16 protein-coding genes and 1 pseudogene are annotated in these 19,239 nt (G+C 39.1%); 6 read left to right on the top strand and 11 right to left on the bottom strand.

Going from position 1 to position 19,239, the window contains the following annotated elements:
- The first annotated feature begins 23 nt into the window (after positions 1 to 23).
- Genes BMW39_RS18125 through BMW39_RS18115 form a run of 3 tightly spaced genes read left to right on the top strand, consistent with a single transcriptional unit; the run spans position 24 to position 5,305 of the window.
- Positions 24 to 1,133, top strand: coding sequence for an aldose epimerase family protein (locus BMW39_RS18125; protein ID WP_051880086.1), 1,110 nt, complete (start codon positions 24 to 26; stop codon positions 1,131 to 1,133).
- On the top strand, positions 1,121 to 2,839 hold the full coding sequence (locus BMW39_RS18120) for a sodium:solute symporter family transporter (protein WP_034979351.1): 1,719 nt from the start codon (positions 1,121 to 1,123) through the stop codon (positions 2,837 to 2,839). The genes BMW39_RS18125 and BMW39_RS18120 overlap by 13 nt, the downstream gene beginning before the upstream one ends.
- A gap of 54 nt (positions 2,840 to 2,893) precedes the next feature.
- Entirely contained in the window at positions 2,894 to 5,305 is a 2,412-nt protein-coding gene (locus BMW39_RS18115) for a glycoside hydrolase family 2 TIM barrel-domain containing protein (protein WP_034979354.1), read from the top strand.
- 196 nt (positions 5,306 to 5,501) lie between these two features.
- Here BMW39_RS18115 and BMW39_RS18110 read toward each other — a convergent pair whose 3' ends face one another.
- The 8 genes from BMW39_RS18110 to BMW39_RS18075 all read right to left on the bottom strand — a co-directional run bounded on the left by BMW39_RS18110 (position 5,502) and on the right by BMW39_RS18075 (position 12,259).
- Positions 5,502 to 5,984 carry a cupin domain-containing protein gene (locus tag BMW39_RS18110; protein ID WP_034979357.1) on the bottom strand — a complete coding sequence of 161 codons (483 nt, stop codon included), beginning with the start codon at positions 5,982 to 5,984 and terminating at the stop codon, positions 5,502 to 5,504.
- Positions 5,985 to 6,000: 16 nt separating this feature from the next.
- Entirely contained in the window at positions 6,001 to 6,744 is a 744-nt protein-coding gene (locus tag BMW39_RS18105; protein ID WP_034979359.1) for a carboxymuconolactone decarboxylase family protein, read from the bottom strand.
- A 32-nt stretch (positions 6,745 to 6,776) separates the two neighbouring features.
- Positions 6,777 to 7,391: a flavodoxin gene (locus tag BMW39_RS18100; RefSeq protein WP_034979362.1), complete on the bottom strand. Its 615-nt coding sequence runs from the start codon at positions 7,389 to 7,391 to the stop codon at positions 6,777 to 6,779.
- A gap of 264 nt (positions 7,392 to 7,655) precedes the next feature.
- Positions 7,656 to 8,732: an alpha/beta hydrolase gene (locus BMW39_RS18095; protein WP_051880087.1), complete on the bottom strand. Its 1,077-nt coding sequence runs from the start codon at positions 8,730 to 8,732 to the stop codon at positions 7,656 to 7,658.
- A gap of 2 nt (positions 8,733 to 8,734) precedes the next feature.
- Positions 8,735 to 9,208, bottom strand: a complete 474-nt coding sequence (locus BMW39_RS18090; protein WP_034979366.1) for a nuclear transport factor 2 family protein — start codon at positions 9,206 to 9,208, stop codon at positions 8,735 to 8,737.
- Positions 9,209 to 9,229: 21 nt separating this feature from the next.
- Positions 9,230 to 10,213 carry an aldo/keto reductase gene (locus BMW39_RS18085; protein ID WP_034979368.1) on the bottom strand — a complete coding sequence of 328 codons (984 nt, stop codon included), beginning with the start codon at positions 10,211 to 10,213 and terminating at the stop codon, positions 9,230 to 9,232.
- A 26-nt stretch (positions 10,214 to 10,239) separates the two neighbouring features.
- Positions 10,240 to 11,379, bottom strand: coding sequence for an aldo/keto reductase (locus BMW39_RS18080; protein ID WP_034979371.1), 1,140 nt, complete (start codon positions 11,377 to 11,379; stop codon positions 10,240 to 10,242).
- 28 nt (positions 11,380 to 11,407) lie between these two features.
- Positions 11,408 to 12,259 carry an aldo/keto reductase gene (locus BMW39_RS18075; protein ID WP_034979374.1) on the bottom strand — a complete coding sequence of 284 codons (852 nt, stop codon included), beginning with the start codon at positions 12,257 to 12,259 and terminating at the stop codon, positions 11,408 to 11,410.
- Positions 12,260 to 12,444: 185 nt separating this feature from the next.
- Between BMW39_RS18075 and BMW39_RS18070 the strand changes: the two genes are divergently transcribed.
- Positions 12,445 to 13,341, top strand: coding sequence for a helix-turn-helix domain-containing protein (locus BMW39_RS18070; RefSeq protein ID WP_034979377.1), 897 nt, complete (start codon positions 12,445 to 12,447; stop codon positions 13,339 to 13,341).
- Between the two features lie 142 nt (positions 13,342 to 13,483).
- Here BMW39_RS18070 and BMW39_RS18065 read toward each other — a convergent pair whose 3' ends face one another.
- The 3 genes from BMW39_RS18065 to BMW39_RS18060 all read right to left on the bottom strand — a co-directional run bounded on the left by BMW39_RS18065 (position 13,484) and on the right by BMW39_RS18060 (position 17,741).
- Entirely contained in the window at positions 13,484 to 15,715 is a 2,232-nt protein-coding gene (locus BMW39_RS18065; protein ID WP_221406059.1) for a glycoside hydrolase family 2 TIM barrel-domain containing protein, read from the bottom strand.
- 69 nt (positions 15,716 to 15,784) lie between these two features.
- Positions 15,785 to 16,348, bottom strand: coding sequence for a sugar-binding domain-containing protein (locus BMW39_RS19435; protein WP_221406060.1), 564 nt, complete (start codon positions 16,346 to 16,348; stop codon positions 15,785 to 15,787).
- A 154-nt stretch (positions 16,349 to 16,502) separates the two neighbouring features.
- A complete protein-coding gene (locus tag BMW39_RS18060; RefSeq protein WP_034979382.1) occupies positions 16,503 to 17,741 on the bottom strand; it encodes a hypothetical protein in 1,239 nt (412 codons plus the stop codon).
- A 264-nt stretch (positions 17,742 to 18,005) separates the two neighbouring features.
- On the opposite strand from BMW39_RS18060, the gene tssD reads away from it, so the two are divergent.
- Complete coding sequence (gene tssD, locus BMW39_RS18055; RefSeq protein ID WP_074719362.1) at positions 18,006 to 18,413, top strand: type VI secretion system tube protein TssD; 408 nt, start codon at positions 18,006 to 18,008, stop codon at positions 18,411 to 18,413.
- 293 nt (positions 18,414 to 18,706) lie between these two features.
- Positions 18,707 to 19,239: pseudogene (locus BMW39_RS18050) on the top strand (Vgr family protein); the annotation flags it as partial.

Below are 19,239 nucleotides of genomic sequence, written 5' to 3'. Positions count from 1 at the left end.
CAATCGGTCAATAATGATCAGCAATGGAAAATAGAGAAATAAATTTAACGCAGACCACTTCCAATACAGTAGAAGTTTCCAATTTTGGTATCACAAAAGATGGTCAAACCATCAACTGCTATACCTTAAAAAATAAAAATGGTATGTGCGTTGAGATTATTGATCTTGGTGGCATCATCACTTCCCTATTGGCTCCAGATCAAAATGGAAACTGGGAAGATGTTGTTTTAGGCTTTGTGGATCCGAAGGACTATCTTGAAAACGAGTACTACTACGGTGCCATTGTCGGAAGATATGTGAATCGAATTTCGGGAGGAAAATTTACCATCGACGGAAAGGAGTATTTTCTTAACAAAAACGACAAAACCAATGCATTACACGGAGGAGGACAAGGTTTCAGCCATAAAATCTGGGATGTCGAAGTTTTGGAAAACACTGAATTCCCGACCTTAAAACTCTCCAATTTTAGTAAAGACGGCGAACAGAATTTTCCTGGAAATCTGACCACCACAGTTTTCTACACTTTGAAAGAGGACAACAGTTTGGAAATTACTTACGAAGCTCAAACAGACAAGACCACGGTTATCAACCTGACACAGCATTCATATTTTAATCTGAGCGGAAATTTTTCAGAGCCCATTATTGATCACAAATTACAGATCTACGCAGATAAATTCCTTCCGATAAATTCCAACTTGGTTCCCACTGGTGAGCGGGGGAAAGTGCACAACACGTCTTTTGATTTTAATAATCCCAAAGTGATCGGAGAAGACATTTCCAATAATGATGAACAGTTGCTGATTGCTACTGGCTATGATCACACATGGATTATCGATGGCTCGGGCTTGCGAAAAGTGGCCAGCGTTTACCACGAAAGAAGTGGAAGACTAATGGAAGTTTCGACAACCGAACCTGGCTTGCAGTTTTATTCCGGAAACTTTTTGGATGGGAAATTTCCGAATAAATCTGGTGGAAGAAATAAAATGAGAACAGGATTTTGTCTGGAAACCCAACATTTCCCGAATTCTCCAAACCAAGATGATTTTCCTTCCACTATTTTGAGACCGGGAGAAAAATACTCGTCAAAAACTATTTACAAATTTTCAGCAAACAACAACTTATGGAAACTCTAGATATCATTGTATTCTTAGTGTATTTCGTAATGATCATAGGATATGGACTTTGGATCTATTACAGAAAAAAATCAAGATCTTCGGGCAGTAAAGATTATTTCCTGGCAGAAGGCTCACTCACTTGGTGGGCTATAGGTGCTAGCTTGATCGCTTCCAATATCTCTGCCGAGCAATTTATCGGGATGAGTGGAGAAGGTTTTTTCGTAGGTATTGCAGTTGCCGCGTACGAATGGATCGCCGCAATTGCATTGATCATTGTTGCGATCTGGTTTATTCCTATTTATCTAAAAAACAAGATCTACACCATGCCACAGTTTTTAGAAGTTCGATACAACAAATCGGTTTCTTTGATCATGGCGGTTTTTTGGTTGTTTTTGTATATCATCGTGAACCTTAGCTCTATTCTTTACTTAGGGGCTTTGGCAATTGACACCTTATTAGGTGGTCATAATTTTCATGCAATTATGATCACTTTGTTGATCATGGCGCTCCTCATTGGACTGGGCGGAATGAAGGTTATTGGCTTTACCGACGTCATTCAGGTAGCAGTTCTTATCATTGGCGGATTTGCTACTGTCTACATGGCCCTTCAAATTGTGGATCAGAGGATAAATGGAAAAGAAATTGGTAATGCAATTGCAGGTTTTCAAACATTACTGAAGGAAGCGCCACAGCATTTTAATCTTATTTTGGATAAACCATCTGTCAGTACGACGACATTGGCAATGCCTGAAAATTTGCAGGTTCAGAAATATGTGGTTTTGCCTGGTCTGGCGATGTATTTTGCAGGACAGTGGATCGTACAGCTTAACTATTGGGGATGTAACCAATATATTACACAAAGAGCTTTGGGAGCAGATCTGAAAACTGCGAGAACAGGAATTTTGTTTGCAGGATTTTTAAAATTATTCATGCCGATTATCGTAATGCTTCCGGGAATAGCTGCGTATGTTTTATATTCGAAAGGACATTTACAAGGATTCAATGGCGTGAAAGATGGTGCATACTCAGCTATTCTACAGTTTTTGCCAACAGGTCTTAAGGGACTTGCTGTAGCAGCACTCACTGCGGCGATTGTCGCTTCCCTTGCCGGAAAGGTCAACAGTATTTCCACTATTTTTACATTGGATATCTATAAAAAATACATCAAGTCGGATGCAACGGAAATTCAAATGGTAAGGATGGGACGTTGGGCCATCATCTCTGCAATGCTAATCGCTCTGTCATTTACCTGGACAGATGTGCTGGGAATTGGTGGTGAGGGAGGATTTACTTTTATCCAGAAATATACAGGATTTATAAGTCCTGGTGTTTTTGCAATGTTCTTTCTTGGTATGTTTTGGAAAAGAACGACTGGAACCGCAGCATTGGTCGGAGTTATTTTAGGATTTGTGCTTTCTGTATTTTTCAACAATTTTGCGGTAGATATCTTCGGAAGAGAAACCTGGTTATATACAGCTTTTACCTATGAAAAATTAGAAAATGGCGTGGTTCATATCATCACAGAGATTCCATTTTTAATTAATATGGCCTGGTCATTTTTTATCACTGTTTTGATCATGATACTCATTAGTATGGCAGGACCAAAAATTAATCCGAAAGCATTTGAAATTGATAGAACAATGTTCAAAGTAGACCCAAAAACAATGGTTTTAATTGTCATTACATTACTTTTACTGACAGCACTTTACGTCCGGTTTTGGTAATCTTAAATTTTAATAGTTAATAATTAAAAAGGCTCAAACTCAATAAAAATTAATATGAAAAAAATTACAGCACTACTATTGGTTTGTATTTTTTGTACAACTTCCCTATCCGGACAAAATAACAATAATAAGGTGCGGATCTCGCAACTTTTTAATTTCGGATGGAAATTTAAAGCCGGCGATATTCCCGATGCAAAAGAAGTAAATTTCAACGATAGCGATTGGCGACCATTGGATCTGCCTCACGATTTCCAGATCGAGCAGCCGTGGGATAAGACAGCAAGCAAAAACCGGGGTTACAAAGCAATGGGAATTGGCTGGTACCGGAAAACATTTAAGGCCGATGAGTCCTGGAAAGGCAAAAGAGTTTTGCTGGATTTTGAAGGCATTATGCTGCACGGTGATGTCTGGCTTAATGGAAAAAAAATTGGTGGCACCGATTACGGCTATCTCTGTTTCGAAGCTGATATAGCGGACGCTGTCAAATATAATGAAACGAACGTGGTGGCTGTCCGTGCCTCTACCGGTGAAAACGAAAACTCCCGTTGGTATACTGGTGGAGGTCTTTTTCGTGATGTTCATTTGGTAGTGAAAGACAGTGTCTCAATAGCACGCCACGGGATTTTCATTACCACTCCAAACATTTCAAACCAAAACGCTGAAGTCAATGTGCAGGTAGAAATCGCAGGCATCCAGAACAAACAATACGACCTTGAAATTACAACTAAAATATTTTCACCACAAGGCAAACAGGTCGCAGAGACCAAAACGCTCGCACCAAAAAAATCTAATCTTTTTGAAGTGGAGGTTGCATTACCAAAAGTATATGTTGCTAATCCACAACTCTGGAGTTGCGAAACGCCAAATCTTTATTCAGCAGAAGTCGAATTGGTCTTAGATGGCAAAGTGGTCGACAAACTGACCAAAAAATTTGGCATCCGCACGATTGAATTTTCTAAAGAATTCGGGATGAAATTAAACGGAAAAAAAGTCTTTTTAAAAGGCGTTGCCAATCATCACGATCTCGGTGCAGTCGGTGCCGCAGCCTATGAAACTTCCATTGCCCGAATGATGGATCAGCTGAAAGCATTTGGCTTTAACCACATCCGCACCTCACACAATCCGTATTCTGAATCATTCTTCGATCTCGCAGATGAAAAAGGAATTTTGGTAGTGGATGAGTTGTACGATAAATGGGGCAGCATCCGCGCATGGGCAGGTCGCAAACCGTGGAACGAAATCTGGTACGCCAATATGAAGGAGTGGATCAAAAGGGACAGAAACCATCCTTCAGTGATCATGTGGAGTTTTGGAAATGAACTTCAGTTTCAGGAAGAACGCTGGAATTTCCCGACAAGCGACTGGGGCGTTACCACGTACCGATTGATGGATGTTGTGGCAAAACGTTACGATCCTACCCGCAAAACCACTGTTGCAATGTATCCTGCACGAGCCGGAGGCATCATTAAAGCAAATCCTGATTTTAAGGTTGAAGCCAATATCATTCCGCCGGAATTGGCGACCGTCACTGAAGTGGCGAGTTTCAATTACGTTTGGGATGATTATCAAACCTATCTGAAACACGCGCCCAACATGATCATCTACCAAAGTGAGGCTGTGACGAATGAACTGGCAGCACCTTATTTTGGGATGGATCGAGACAAAATGGTGGGATTGGCCTATTGGGGCGGCATAGAATATTGGGGAGAATCGCAAGGCTGGCCGAGAAAGGGATGGAACTATTCATTTTTCAATCATTCAATGGAGCCTTTTCCGCAAGCGTGGTTGACAAAAAGTATTTTCACAGAAGAACCCATTGTTCATATTGGTATTGTGGATAGTGAAGGCGAATCAAAAATGTGGAACGACCAGATCGTAGGACAAAAGGTCATCTCAGCACATTGGAATCGGGTTGTGAACGAAAAATATAATCTTTACACCTACACCAACGCCGAAGAAGTAGAATTATTCATCAATGGAAAATCTTTCGGAGTGCAACAGAATAGTATGGATGTGAAAAAACGGAATACCATTTACTGGAAAGATGTTCCCTACTCTTCTGGTACCATTACTGCCGTCGCTAAAAAGAATGGTAAGGAAGTTGCCCGACACGAACTGAAAACCACAGGAAAAGCCGTTGCCTTAAAAATAGAAGCAGAAAATACCAACTGGAAAGCCAATGGAATGGACCTACAATATGTGAAAGTCTATGCGATCGACAACAAAGGGAACAAAGTTCCTACAGCATCTGGCGAACTCACTTTCGAGGTCAGCGGTGAAGGAAAACTAATAGCGCTTGATAACGGCGACCATTCTAGCGATGACCTGTTCAGTGGCAATAAAAAAACGATGTATAAAGGTTTTGCCATGGCCATCTTGCGTTCGAGCCAGAAAAGCGGCACCGTAAAATTGAAAGTAAAAGGAGCGGACCTAAAGCAGACAACCCAGAGTTTTATAACTAAATAGATTTTTATCACTTTTAATCAAAGAAATTACTTGATAAAATAGTTCTGTAACTCCCGAATAATTTGACTCAAGCCAAATCATTTATGAAAGTTTGCGAAAAGACGCTCGTGTAGTTCACAAACAGCTAAATGGCTCCATCTTAATCTAGATGGGGCCATTTTTTTATTTAATTCTTTTAATTTTACGAGACAATCTCTTATTTCAAATATTCCTCCTCTGTCACAGGCTGCAACCAAATCACCGCCTCCTTATCACTGTTTCCAATGGCAAGATGCGAAAAATGACTGTCGATACTTGCGCCGTGCCAGTGCTCTACGTTGGGCGGACATTTGATAACATCGCCTTTTCGTAGAATTTTCTTTGGTTGTCCTCTTTCCTGATAGTAGCCGACGCCGTCTGTTACCAATAGAATCTGTCCTCCCAGATGTTTGTGCCAGCGGTTTCTTGCGCCCGGTTCGAAAGTGACGTTGCCGACGGTAATTGGATTTTCAGGGTTATTCGTTACCAACATTTTCAGGTAAGCGGTTCCTGTAAAATTTTCGTTTTTTACTTTTTCGCCTTTTTCAAACAGGATTTTAGATTCAGTCTGCATTGTTTTTTGAGTTTGAGACTTCAGTTGACTGTTTGAAAAAATGAGAATCACAAAACTTAGAGACGTCAGAAATGATGCTTTTTTCATTTGTAAAATTTTAAATTTATTTTGATTTTCTTGTTTTTAAAACTTCTTTCAGAACTGTAGCAGCCGCTGCTGATTTTTCCTTACTGATGGTCGGAGTGATAACATTAACAAATTCATTCAACTGTTCGGGCGACCAACCGACATTTAATGAAAGTCCCAAATGCGACTGCAACATCGGGTCTGCATCGCCAATGGCGGTGATAATTGAAATGGTTACCAATTCTCTCTGTTTAAAAGTCAACACATCTCTTTCGAAAATATCTGCAAACAGGTGTTCCTTTAAAAAAGTATCAATCGCAGGTGCAAATGCAGAATATCCTGAAAGTTTATCAGGTTGCGGCGCGCCAGAAAGTTCTCCCAATATCTTTTTACCTCTTTCGTACTTGGTTTTATCATCAATAATCGGCGAAGCTTCAGCTCCTTGGGTATCTTTGATGTCTTTTGTTTTTCGCTCTTCCAACACTTCCATAAAGGTCTGCAAACCTCTAATGCTTCTTGGAAAACCGCAGTAAGCATACGAATGTACCAGCATTTCTTTGATTTCGTTGATGGTCAAACCTGCATCAAGCCCTGAATTGAAAGCTTTTTTCAATTCAGTCAGTTTTCCTTGTGCTGTAAATGATGAAATGGTGATAATGCTCTTATCCTTTGAATTTAATTCTGAATTTGCTGTTGACAATTGCTGTGCTTTTATTGTATTGAAAAACAGTGAAATTCCCGTCAGTAAAACGAAGACGGTTGTCAATTTTAGTCCTTTCATTTTCTCTTAATTTAAATTTGATTTCAACTGTTTTATTTATTTAAATCAATTTTGGTCAGCCATTCTCTGACTTTCTTTTCAGTCTCAATTTTCTTTTTGCCTTCCATTACAAATAAAATCCCGTCGCGCTCTACTCCGCCTTTCATTGTAAATCCTTCCAGAACTTTGCTTTCCGGACTGAGTTCTTTTACCGTATCAAAACTGCTTCCGATTCCATAACCTGCATTGGTGTTAAACGGAATAATGATTTTGTCTTTTAAATCATATTGTTTCAGAAAACTTTTCATCGGTGGTGGCAGTTTCATTCCCCAGGTTGGAAATCCGATGAAGACAACGTCATATTTTTCTATGTTTTCAACTTTTGTCTTCAGAGGTGGCAAAAACCCGGATTCGTTTTCTTTCGAAACCTGGTCGACGATTGCTTTATAATTTTCGGGATAAGGAGTTTGAAGTTCAAGTTCCACAAAGTCTCCACCCACATTTTTCTTAATGATTTCCGCAATGGTTTTGGTATTTTTAGTTCTTGATAGATATACAATCAGCACTTTTTTATCTTTTAATGATTCTTTTTCTGATGTTGTTTCCTGTGCTTTTAAGCAAGAGAAAAAACAGAGAATTGATATTATGAATATGATGTATTTCTGCATTACAAATAATTTAAATTATTAATGATAAAATGTATCTAAACTTGTTTTACTTCAACAAATGGAATCGCCTTTGTTTACGATAAAATCTGGAGTGCTGATGCCAAATATTTTTGTTTAGCTTTGCGTTTAATTTAACGCAAGGATAGACAAAAAGGACAGCTAACCGTTTTAAATTAAAAGTAAAACAAAGGCACTCCGTTTAAATAAGAAATACAAAGTTTCGAATTTTTAATAACCTGTTCTTTCTGGCTGACCAACAGGTAATTAATCTAATTTTTTAGCTTTCAGCCATTGGCTCATCAAATCGGCCACCTGGATATTATTTAAATCAGAAAAAGGGAAATGTGTATTGCCTTTCAGACCAATTTCTGGAAGATGAACGACCGTTACATCACCACCATATTTATTGACCGCATCTCGCCACAACCTCGCCATCTGCAAACGTGCTCTCCAACCGTCAGCTCCCGAATTTTCCGAGTACTTTTCAGGAATATTATCTCCGTAATAAATAATAATCGGAATGTTAGTAAGTTTAATAAAATCCTCTTTTGAAACCGAAGAAGCTTCGAGCGCACCCGCAGAACTGGCAATAGGTTTTGGTAATTCGCCCTCAGGAAAAACGAAACCACTTCCCGGCTCGTAAGAAACGATACCCTTTACATTTTGATTTTTAATAGCGGTTAGCCAACCCATTCCACCTGAATGAGAATGTGTGACCAAAACTCCGGCTCCAATTTTCTTAAATAAAGCTGAAGCTGCATCAACATTTACCTTAATATCAATCGTCCCAATATTCGGTGTCATCGAACGGAAATATTGATTGAGCGTGGCAGAATCTTTGGCAAACTGTACACCTTCGTAATATTTCGGCCACATTCCAACACGGAAAACATTGAACCAATTTTGCTCATCAGGAGTTGGCTCAATCGTAGAAGCTACCGTACTTCTTCCTGCATTTCCTCTTCTCGGCTGGTCCATAATGTAAACCGGGAAATTCCTGCGCAAAAAGATATTCTGAAAACCTTCTCTTCCATCCGGAGTTGTTTCCCAGGTTTTGGAAAACTGTCCGATTCCGTGCCACATTACCAATGGATATTTTCTGGCTTTCACAGGAATCTGATAAAAAACATAAGCGTGGTCGCCTCTGAAAGTCTGTCCTTCAGCAGTCGGCTTTTGCGGATTGAATGTTCCCGGACTTTTCAAAACAGTTCCGCCAACCGCAAAACTTCCCTGCTCTGCAATCATCAATGGTTCCTTCGCATTTTTCTGAGCCTGAATATTGGTATTTGAAAATACTATTAAACCAATTAAACTTAAAAATTGTATCGCCTTAGTTCTCATCTCTATTTCTTTTCCGGGGTCATTGTTTTGGTGAATGACAGTGAACCCAATTTCCAGGTTCCGCTCTTTTTCACAAATACTTCCGTTACAATAAACGGATTGGTTACTTCATTTCCACCAACCACGGCCACTAAATCCATTTTGGTGAGAATGATGGCGGTGTTTTCAATAATGTTTACCGATGTTTCGTGGATGTCGGCTTTCTTGTACCAGATTCCGCCACTTTTAATGACATCCAATTCCTGCTTTTTGCCCCACGAACCGCCCATATGCACGAATACTGATTTTTCGTCAAAAAGTTTATCCAGTTTTTCGGCATCTTTAGAAGACATCCAGTCCCATTTGTCTTTGGAAAGCTGGATGATTTCCTGTTCGGATTTTGTCTCTTTTTTCACGACGGTTTCCAGTTTTGCCTGCTGTGCAAATGCGTAGGTAAAACTTGTGGATATAATTAATGCAACAATTAATGCTTTCATTCTTTTTTATTTTAAATTAAATTATTTCCCAACTCTAGACTGTAAATGCTGCGGATAACGTTCCCCGACGATTTCAATCTGGCTCAGTGATTGCGCGATTTTAGATAAATCATCAGAAGAAAGTTCTAAAGATGCACCACCGATATTTTCCTCCAGTCTGTGCAGTTTTGTAGTTCCCGGAATTGGTGCGATGAACGGTTTCTGCGCCAACAGCCAAGCCAAAGCAATCTGTGCGGGTGTTGCCTCCTTTTCTGTAGCAATCGTTTTCAGCAAATCGACCAAAGCCTGATTTGCTTTTCTGTTTTCCTCAGAAAATCTCGGGACAATATTTCTGAAATCATTTTTGTCAAACTGCGTCTGCTCTGTCATTGCTCCCGTTAAAAATCCCTTACCTAAAGGACTGAACGGCACAAAACCAATTCCCAGTTCTTCCAGCGTCGGAATGATTTCTTTCTCGGCATCACGGAAAAACATTGAGTATTCACTTTGCAAAGCAGAAACAGGCTGTATGGCGTGCGCTTTTCGAATGCTTTCGGCACTGGCTTCCGACAATCCGAAATGTTTTACTTTTCCTTCGTTAATCAATTCTTTTACCGTTCCTGCAACCTCTTCCATTGGAACATTCGGGTCTACTCTGTGCTGATAAAAAAGGTCGATATAATCTGTCTTCAGTCTTTTCAAAGAATCCTCTACTACTTTTCGGATTCTTTCGGGACTGCTGTCTAATCCTTTGCCGGAATCGCCATCCTGAAAACCGAATTTCGTAGCGATAACCACTTTATTTCGGAAAGGTTGCAAAGCTTCGCCCAACAATTCTTCATTGGTAAACGGGCCGTAACATTCAGCTGTGTCGAAAAAAGTAATCCCTTTTTCAAATGCTGTTCTGATTAGTTTGATGGCTTCTTGTTTTTCCGTTGCAGGTCCATAGCCGAAGCTTAAACCCATACATCCTAATCCTAAAGCCGAAACTTCTAATCCCTGGTTTCCTAATATTCTTTTTTGCATTTTAATTTTTTTGTATGATTAATATTCTATTTCTTCTTCAAAGGTGCTTCCACATCAGAAAATTGCTGTACGAAAGGCGGTAGTCTCTCACCTTCAATTTTCAAAGCATCAATTTGCGTATTGAATTCTTTAAATTCGGTATTGGTAAATTTTATTTTATCCGCTCCGATATTGTCCAGCATATTTGACATTTGAGTTGTTCCCGGAATGGGCACAATCCACGATTTTTGATGAAGCAACCACGCCAAAGATATCTGAGCTGGCGTCGCCTCTTTCCTCACGCTCCAGTCTTTCAGAACTTTGACTAATTTTAAATTTTGCTGAATATTTTCCGGAGAAAAACGGGTTTCATTTCCACGGATGTCGCCTTGTGCAAAACGCGTATTTTCATCAACTGACCCGGTCAAAAAGCCTACACCCAGCGGACTCCAAGGAACAAAACCAATTCCCAATTCCTCGCAAAGCGGGATAATTTTCTTTTCCGGTCCGCGCCACAACAATGAATATTCATTTTGAATGGCTGTCACAGGATGAATTTTGTGAGCTCTCCTAACCGTTTCCACGCCAGGTTCCGAAAGTCCATAATATAGAACTTTTCCTTCTTTTATTAAATCTTGAATGGCACCAACCACATCTTCAATCGGAACTTCAGGGTCAACACGGTGTTGGTATAACAAATCGATTCTGTCGGTTTTGAGACGTTTTAGCATTCCTTCGACCACTAATTTGATGTGTTCAGGCTTGCTGTTCAGTCCGGGCATACGTTTTCCGGTTTCCTGGTCGATGTTCCAGCCGTATTTGGTTTCGATGACAATTTTATTGCGAAAAGAAGAAGTGGCTTCTCCCAGGATTTTCTCACATTCAAAAGGACCGTAGGCTTCTGCTGTATCAAAAAGCGTCACGCCGTTGTCGAATGCTTTCTGAATAATTCGGTGCATTTCTTTTCGGTTCGGAATCGTGGTTTGATACGTTCGGCTCATATTCTGAACGCCCAATCCGATGCTTGAAACTTCTAATGATTTGCCCAATTTTCTACGGCTGGGAAGCGAACCATTTTCATTAGCACTGAAATCTGACGTTGCACCTTTTGCCAGATTCCCAAAGGGTAATAATGCGGTTCCTACCGTTGCCAATCCAAGGGTTTTTAAAATATCTCTTCTGTCCATTTTAATGTTTTTTTTTATCTTGATTAATTTACAAATCCAGTTTTCTTTCGCTCAGCCATTTGACCATATTCGGGTCTCTGTGGTCGAAAAACAGACTCGCATTGGTATTTAAAATTGAAATCTTCTGCATTTCATCTGCGGACAATTCAAAATCAAAAATGTCAAAATTTTCAGCCATTCTTTCTTTTCGAACCGATTTTGGAATCGCCACAACACCTCTTTGAGTCAGCCAACGTAAGATAATCTGAGGCACAGATTTATTATTTTTAACCGCAATCGATGTTAAAGTTTCGTTTTTAAAAATATCGTTTTTACCTTCTGCAAATGGTCCCCAGGATTCTATCTGAATATTGTTTTCCTCGAGGAACTTCTGCGTATCCACCTGCTGATGGAAAGGATGCGTTTCGATTTGGTTAATGGCCGGCGTAAATCCACTGTTGGCAATTAAATCTGCAACTCTGTCGGGATGAAAATTGGAAACGCCAATCGCTCTCACTTTTCCCTGAAAATACAGTTCCTGCATCGCTCGCCAAGAACCAAAAATATCGCCATAAGGCTGATGAATCAGATATAAATCAAGATACTCCAGCTGTAATTTATTGAGTGAATTCTCAAACGCTTTCAACGTATTTTCGTAGCCTGTATCCTGAATCCAAAGTTTTGTGGTGATAAATAATTCCTCTCTCGCAACACCGCTTTTCCTGATGGCATTTCCCACTGCTTCTTCGTTTCCATAAGATGAAGCCGTATCGATTAATCTGTATCCGGTTTCAATAGCCTCAAGGACTGCTTTTTCACATTCTGCCAAATCCGGCACCTGAAATACGCCGAAACCTAAAATCGGCATTTCCACACCGTTGTTTAATATTACTTTGTGCATAATTTTAAATTGATTTTAAAAAATTGATTATTCGGATAATCAACTTACTATGCAAATTTCCGCTCTTATGATGAACCTTTTTGTAGACAGATTACGGTATTACCTACCAATATTACAGATGTGAAGTTTTACACTTAGAAGACATTGATTTTATAATTAGATTTGTATCAGAAAATGAAACTGCTATGAGTAATTCCGTTAATTTTGAAACCGTTAATGATTATAATCTATTTAATAATCACGAGACATTGCATCCTTTGGTGAGCGTTATTGATTTTTCAAAAGCCCACAAAAGAACAGGTTCTAAAATGAATTTTAATCTCTACTGTATTTTTCTGAAGGATGTAAAATGTGGTGACTTGAAATATGGCCGGGCAACGTACGATTATCAGGAAGGCACATTGGTTTTTGTCTCTCCAGGACAGGTTGTGGATGTCGAAAATAAAATAGATTTTTATCAGCCGATGGGTCACGGACTGGTTTTCCATCCTGATTTGATTAAAGGAACACCACTTGCCAAAAGTATTTCGGAGTACGGCTTTTTCAGCTATCAAAATAATGAAGCATTACATTTATCCTCGAAAGAACAGCAATTGGTTTTGGAATGTTTTGCTAAAATTCAGTCAGAACTCGAGCAGTCTGTGGACAAACACAGCAAAAAACTGATTGCCTCCAATATCGAACTTTTCCTAAATTACTGTGAGCGGTTCTACGACAGACAGTTCATCACGAGAGAAAATGTCAACAAAGGAATTCTGGAGAAATTTGAAGAATTGTTGAACAGTTATTTCAGTTCAGAAAAACCGAACAGTTTTGGTTTGCCTTCTGTAGCTTTTTGTGCTGAAGAACTCAATCTTTCTCCCAACTATTTTGGAGATTTAATTAAAAAAGAAACCGGGAAAACGGCGCAGGAATATATTCAGAATAAAATCATTGATGTTGCAAAGGAAAGGGTTTTTGATGCTGATAAATCCATCAGTCAGATTGCGTATGATTTGGGGTTTAAATATCCTCAACATCTGACAAGACTGTTTAAGCAAAGGGTTGGGTATACGCCGATTGAGTATAGGAATTTGAATTGATTTAGATTTTAAATAAAAAATGTATTATGTTTGTACTTAATGATACAAAGCAATGGCTCCATTTAAATTAAAATGGAGCCATTTTCTTATACTTTTCTCTTGTAGCACTCAAGAATATAAGGACTAAATAGAATAAACTACTCTATTTTAATTCGATGGTAAATTCACCCACAAAAGGTTGGCCTGTAGTTGTGGATAGCTGTGGGATTGATTCATCAGCCTTACGACCTTTTTCTGGCCTGCCCAAAACGCCTGATAATATTAGAATTTTTTGAGGCGATGAGAGATGATGCTCTAAATATCCTAAAGTTGAAACGCGTACTCCACCAATAGTTCCACTCTGCTCTACCCACCTGATTGCTTTGTTACCACTGGTTTCCTCACTTGTGGCAGAACCTCCCCAAATACCCAAAATTGGAGCAGATAGTTTGTTGGGATAGGAATCAAATGGTCCAAGTCCTAACCAATGTAAATTTTTTAATGAGGGCACAGATTCCATCTGCATACCAACGATGGGTAAAGTTGGAACAGTTACGTTAGGAAGTATAGCGTAATGTACGTTCAGTTTTCCATCAGCCGTCATAGTATACCGGTAGTTTACCGTGAAATTATTTTGACTGTTGACGGCGTAGTTGACTGTTACAAGGATCACTATTTCAGAAAGACTTTCCTTTACTTCCCAACTTTTTACCGATTGAACATATTGATTAAGGTCGGGCGCCTGTGAAGCTTCTTTTTTGCCAATTACACTCACTTCGCTTCTGTCTAATTTTCGCCAGATCGTAGGACGCAGATCTGTAATCAATCGATTTTCCTTGAGGCCTGCTGATATGAGTTGACCACTTTTTACATCAAAGATATATTTTGCATCTCCCGCAGTTACAGTCGTATTATCACCACTTTTAACAACAGATAGTTTTCCCGAAGGTCTAATTTCTGTTCTCTGCACTTTAGAATATAACTCAACCGATTTGCGATTGATTTCCATCCCATCTGCGTTGGTAAAAACAAGCCATACATAATATGTTTTTGCAGGATTGATTATTTTCAATTGATTCAATGGTAACTCAAAAGTGGATTCGGTATGTGGCTCAGCATTGACAGATCCGATTCCGGATGACAGTTCTTTTTCGTCTTCTTTAATGGACCAATTAATTTTAATAGTATTTAAATTGGTAAAATCAAAGTCATTTTGAATTGGAATTCGCGCAAAAGTTTCTCCCGGTGTAAATGCTATTTTATCAACATTAGGATAAACCTGAGCATACACAGCTTTGGTCTCCCAATAGTCGCGTGTCAAATTGCGGTATGAGTCTACGATTCCATCCCATCCGGCGTCATCGATCCTTAAATATTCGTCATCATCGCTCAAATTAGCTTTACATTTTGGTCTTTTTACTGGCGTTTTGATTCCATGATCGGCCCACATCCAAATAGCTGCTCCTGCTCCGGACGGATGTTTTGTCAATGATCTCCAACGCGCTTCCAAGCCGCCAAATCCCGAGACACCAAAGGAATGCGTATATTCTGTTGATATAATTGGACGATTGGATTTTGCTGCCAGTTGGTCATATTCCTGTGGCTTCCAGTAATGTGGTGCAAGAATATCTACTTCTGATGGAAGCCAAACTTCCGCGCGCCAAGGCAGTAAAACAGGACGAGTGGAATCCAAAGCTTTGATCAATTTGACTGAGGCCAGATGCTGAGTGGTCAAAGCATCTTCGTTGCCTGTAGACCAATAGATCACTGATGGTCTGTTGATATCCCGAATAATAGTTTCATAAGAGCGTTGAAAAACCGCACCCGAAAATGATTGATCATACATCAGTTCACCAGCGCCGCCTAATGATACTTCTTCTCCAACGTACATTCCCATCTCGTCACACAGTTCCACAAATCCTTGTGCATTAGCATAATGTGCCATGCGAATGTAGTTGATGTTAGCGGCTTTCATCAATTTGATATCCTGCAACCAATGTTCTTTCGTGGTCGCACGGCCCACATCAGGATGCTCATCATGACGGTTGACACCACGAAGTTTTACAGCCTTCCCGTTGATCCTGAAAACACCGCCGTCCGTCGATATCTCACGAAATCCAACACGTTCAGAACGTGAATGGGTGACCACGCCTTTTTCTAAAAGTTCAACTTTCAACTTATATAAATTAGGCGTTTCCGCAGTCCAATGTTTAGGATTATTGACCTTCATATTGAATACTACTTCTCTGCCTGTTGCAGTATGTGCAGGAATGGTAAGTTCTTCTCGGTTGATCTCTTTTCCTTCAGCAGAGGTCAGTACAGCTCTGATGGTGTAAGGTTCACCAGGACTTGGATAATTACCAGGAAGCGTTTCCTTATTTTTATCGCTTACCATCGCATTGATTATGAGGTTAGCATTTTGGTATAAATTGTCAAAATCCGTTTTTATTATGATCTGATCGATTCATCGATTTTTAGGCAATGCTTCCAGGCTAACATCGCGATAGATGCCACCCAAGGTCCAATCATCATAGACATCAAATTTGTAGTCCGGACTGATTTGACTGACGCGGACTGCAAGTCTGTTGGATTCTCCAGGTTTTATTTTGTCATTAACATTAAAAGAAAAGGACGTGTAGCCACCATAATGCGTTCCAACCGGATTTCCATTGAGCCAAACTTCAGCCGATGACCAAACACCGCCAAAGTGTAGATTTATATTTTTTTCTGTCCAGCCAGCAGGAACTGTGAAGTCATAAATATAAAATCCTTCACTTGCCTTATCATCTTCAAATCCACGATAAATGGGTTCTTCAAATCCTTGAACGGCCCAATTGGACGGCACTGGTGTTGGTTTAAAAATACTGTGATCGAATGAATAAGTGTAAAATTTTGATAATTTATCAGCTTCGGATTCGTTTTTAGCTAATGCGAACAACCATTTACCATTCAGGCTAATGGTTTCCTGGGCAAAGATTTTTACTGAAGCTGATAGAAGAATAAATGCTATTAGAATACGGAAATTCATAATTGAAATGAGTTAAATAATGATGTCGCATCAAATCTAACTGTATTCAATCTCATAATGAATTAATATGTCTGTCCAAAGAATATCCAAAACAATGGACGATGGAAATAATTAACAATCAAACATTTAAGAACATTATGGATTGCAACTTCAATTAAAAATTGTACAATATTTTTCCTTCCAATGATTTTAAAGTACAATTTTTAACATAACCATTTCCTTCAAATTCCACAAATACGCCACGAAGATCACCTACCGATTTCTTATAAACTCCTTCGTAAATCAATTTGTCATTGACATAGAGTTGCAGTCTTTTGTTTCGGTTGATCAATTTGGCTGTATTCCATTTTTCCAGATCAATAACAAATCGAGATAGGTTGGTATTATTGCCGCTCACGATTTCTTCACTGATTGCATTCAACACTTTTGAACTGCAGCCTGAACTAACAAAATTAAAACGGATCATTTGCTCGATTCCGGAAATTTGAAATCTCATGCTATTGCAATAGATTGCTTTGTTAGGCTTTGCATTTTTAAACGTCGTCTCAAAGACAAAATTATCCGAATACTTTTCTATAGGAGTGAAATTGCAAAGACGTGTAAAGTATGATTTCACTGTGTCCAAACCAGCATTTTGCAACTGAAGATTGGAAATATGGAAAACACTATCCTTCCCAGATCTTACTGCCGGAAAAGCGTAGTAACTGTTTGGGATCTCACGTTGACGAAAAAATCCCAAACCCAACCATTTGTTTGACGGAACATATATCTTAGTTTCAACAAGTGGCTTTTCCGAATCTTTAATTTCAACTTTAAAAACTCCCGGAAACAGATAAGTGTGGGAGATCCTTTCTATCCCTTTTGTTAAATGGATTGGAGCCGATTTATCCCCAAAATCGATAAAGAGACTATCGTCGCTGCTTGGTAGTTCCAAATCAAAAACAGCTGTCTTGGGCAATAGCCCTTCTGTAGAAGATATTTTTATTTCTCCCAAGTCTTTATCTTTGGTAATCAAAAATAAGCAACCGAGCAAAACCAACAATAGAACGAGAAAAACACCCCGGACAACACGAGATTTATTAGGGGAAGAAGATTTTGTAGTATTTTCTGTCGCAGAAACATTTACCTGATCAATAGGGTCTTCATCTATATAATCTCCTGCATAATTCTTAAGGGCTTCAATTGTAGCCTGTTGTGGTAAATAGTTATCATCGACAGAGATCTTGCCAAATATCCTTTTCAAGGTGTTGACACTAATGCTGATCTTTGTGGCCCGCTGGATTTCGGAACTAAAATCACTAAAATCACTATGCTTCCAACTCGCCGAATCGCCTCGTCCAAAACGATTCTCACAACTTTTAACAATGTTTTTGAACTGTTTTTTTTTATCCATAGAACAAATATATTGAAAAAGGTCATTGTGAAACTTAATCAAAGAATACAAAAAACTTCATGTCGAACGAATGCAATTTACTAAAACACCCATGAATACTTACATTTCGGTGATTTGAAATCATTTACACATTAGGTTAATCCAAAATTTAACTTCAAAAGTGTAGTAATTCTACTATTGAAAAAGAAGGGCCGTGGTTCTATCTTTGGTATATTAAAAGTAAGAAACAGATCACTAAATATTAATATTCAAAATTCAGAAATCATGGCAAACAATTCAAGAGCCGTTTTGAAATTCAACGGCGGAGCAGAACAAAAGATACTAAAACTTAATTATGGTGTATCCAGAAACACCGACGTATCAGGTAGAGTTGCATCAGATCCATCTAATGCGTTGATTAAGATCACAGTGGAAGCGACCGAAGATTCCGGGATCTTGGAAAGCTTACTGAACGGAAAATACAAGCCGACAAACGGTGAAGTGACCTTTAACAAATCTCACGAAGAAGGAACATTGACCACCTTGAAATGGGAAAATGGCTATGTGATCCAGCATGAGGTAGATTATGACGCTTTGAATGAGGACAACATGTTCATCAGTTTCGTTGTCAGTGCAGAGAAGATCGACTACGGAAATTCTGCATACGACGGGATCTGGCCAGGATCAAAATAATCTTATGATCACAAAGTCTTAGAAAAATAAAAGAGATCAATCCTGATGAAGATCCAATTGTGGCATTTTTCATCAGGATTTTTGATTAATGACCATATTTCCTATAAGTGTTGCATCCTTCTTTTTGGGATTTAATATTGAAGATTCAATCAGTTTCTCACGAATATTTTCAATGGTCTAATGATCTTTTTAATGAAGATTTGAATCAAACTACGAGCATTCTGTTTTTACAATTAAGGAAAAGCGCTCAATTTTATTAAAGTCTTATGCTAAAATTACTAAAATCGCTAAATATGGAAACTCCAATTACACCCGTCCGACCGACTTTCAAACCCGATAATAGTGCCAACTCGATATCCGCAAGTCAGATCTTCGGGATCAATAGGCTTGTGAAACTCAATATCGTGATCGAAGGTAAGGTGGTCTCACATTATAAAAATTTCACCTTATCTCAAAATTCGGATAAGCACCACGAATTCGAACTGGTTTTGGCGCATGACACGCTGGGGAATAAAGAAGATCACAATCTGGAGTCCAGCCACGAGTTTTTAGGAAAAAGAATTACGGTTGTCCAAAAATATAAAGATATCCCCGATAGTCCGGAGCGTACTTTCGTTGGCATTATCACAAAAGTTGGTTTCAGTCAGGAAAAGGGAGGTCTTCCCAATATTGTCCTTTCTGGCTTCAGCCCAACGATCTTGTTGGATGCAGCGCCCAATGTACAGAGTTTCGGTGGGGAAAGTCCTGTCAATATAAGCATTATCGCCTCTCAGCTGATCAAAGAGGGATTGGGAAGTAACAAATATGATGTTCGTGTGGACGCCAA

It is taken from the genome of Epilithonimonas lactis (genome assembly GCF_900110605.1).
Classification (GTDB): Bacteria; Bacteroidota; Bacteroidia; order Flavobacteriales; family Weeksellaceae; genus Epilithonimonas; species Epilithonimonas lactis.
This window is presented reverse-complemented; position numbering and strand designations above follow the sequence as displayed.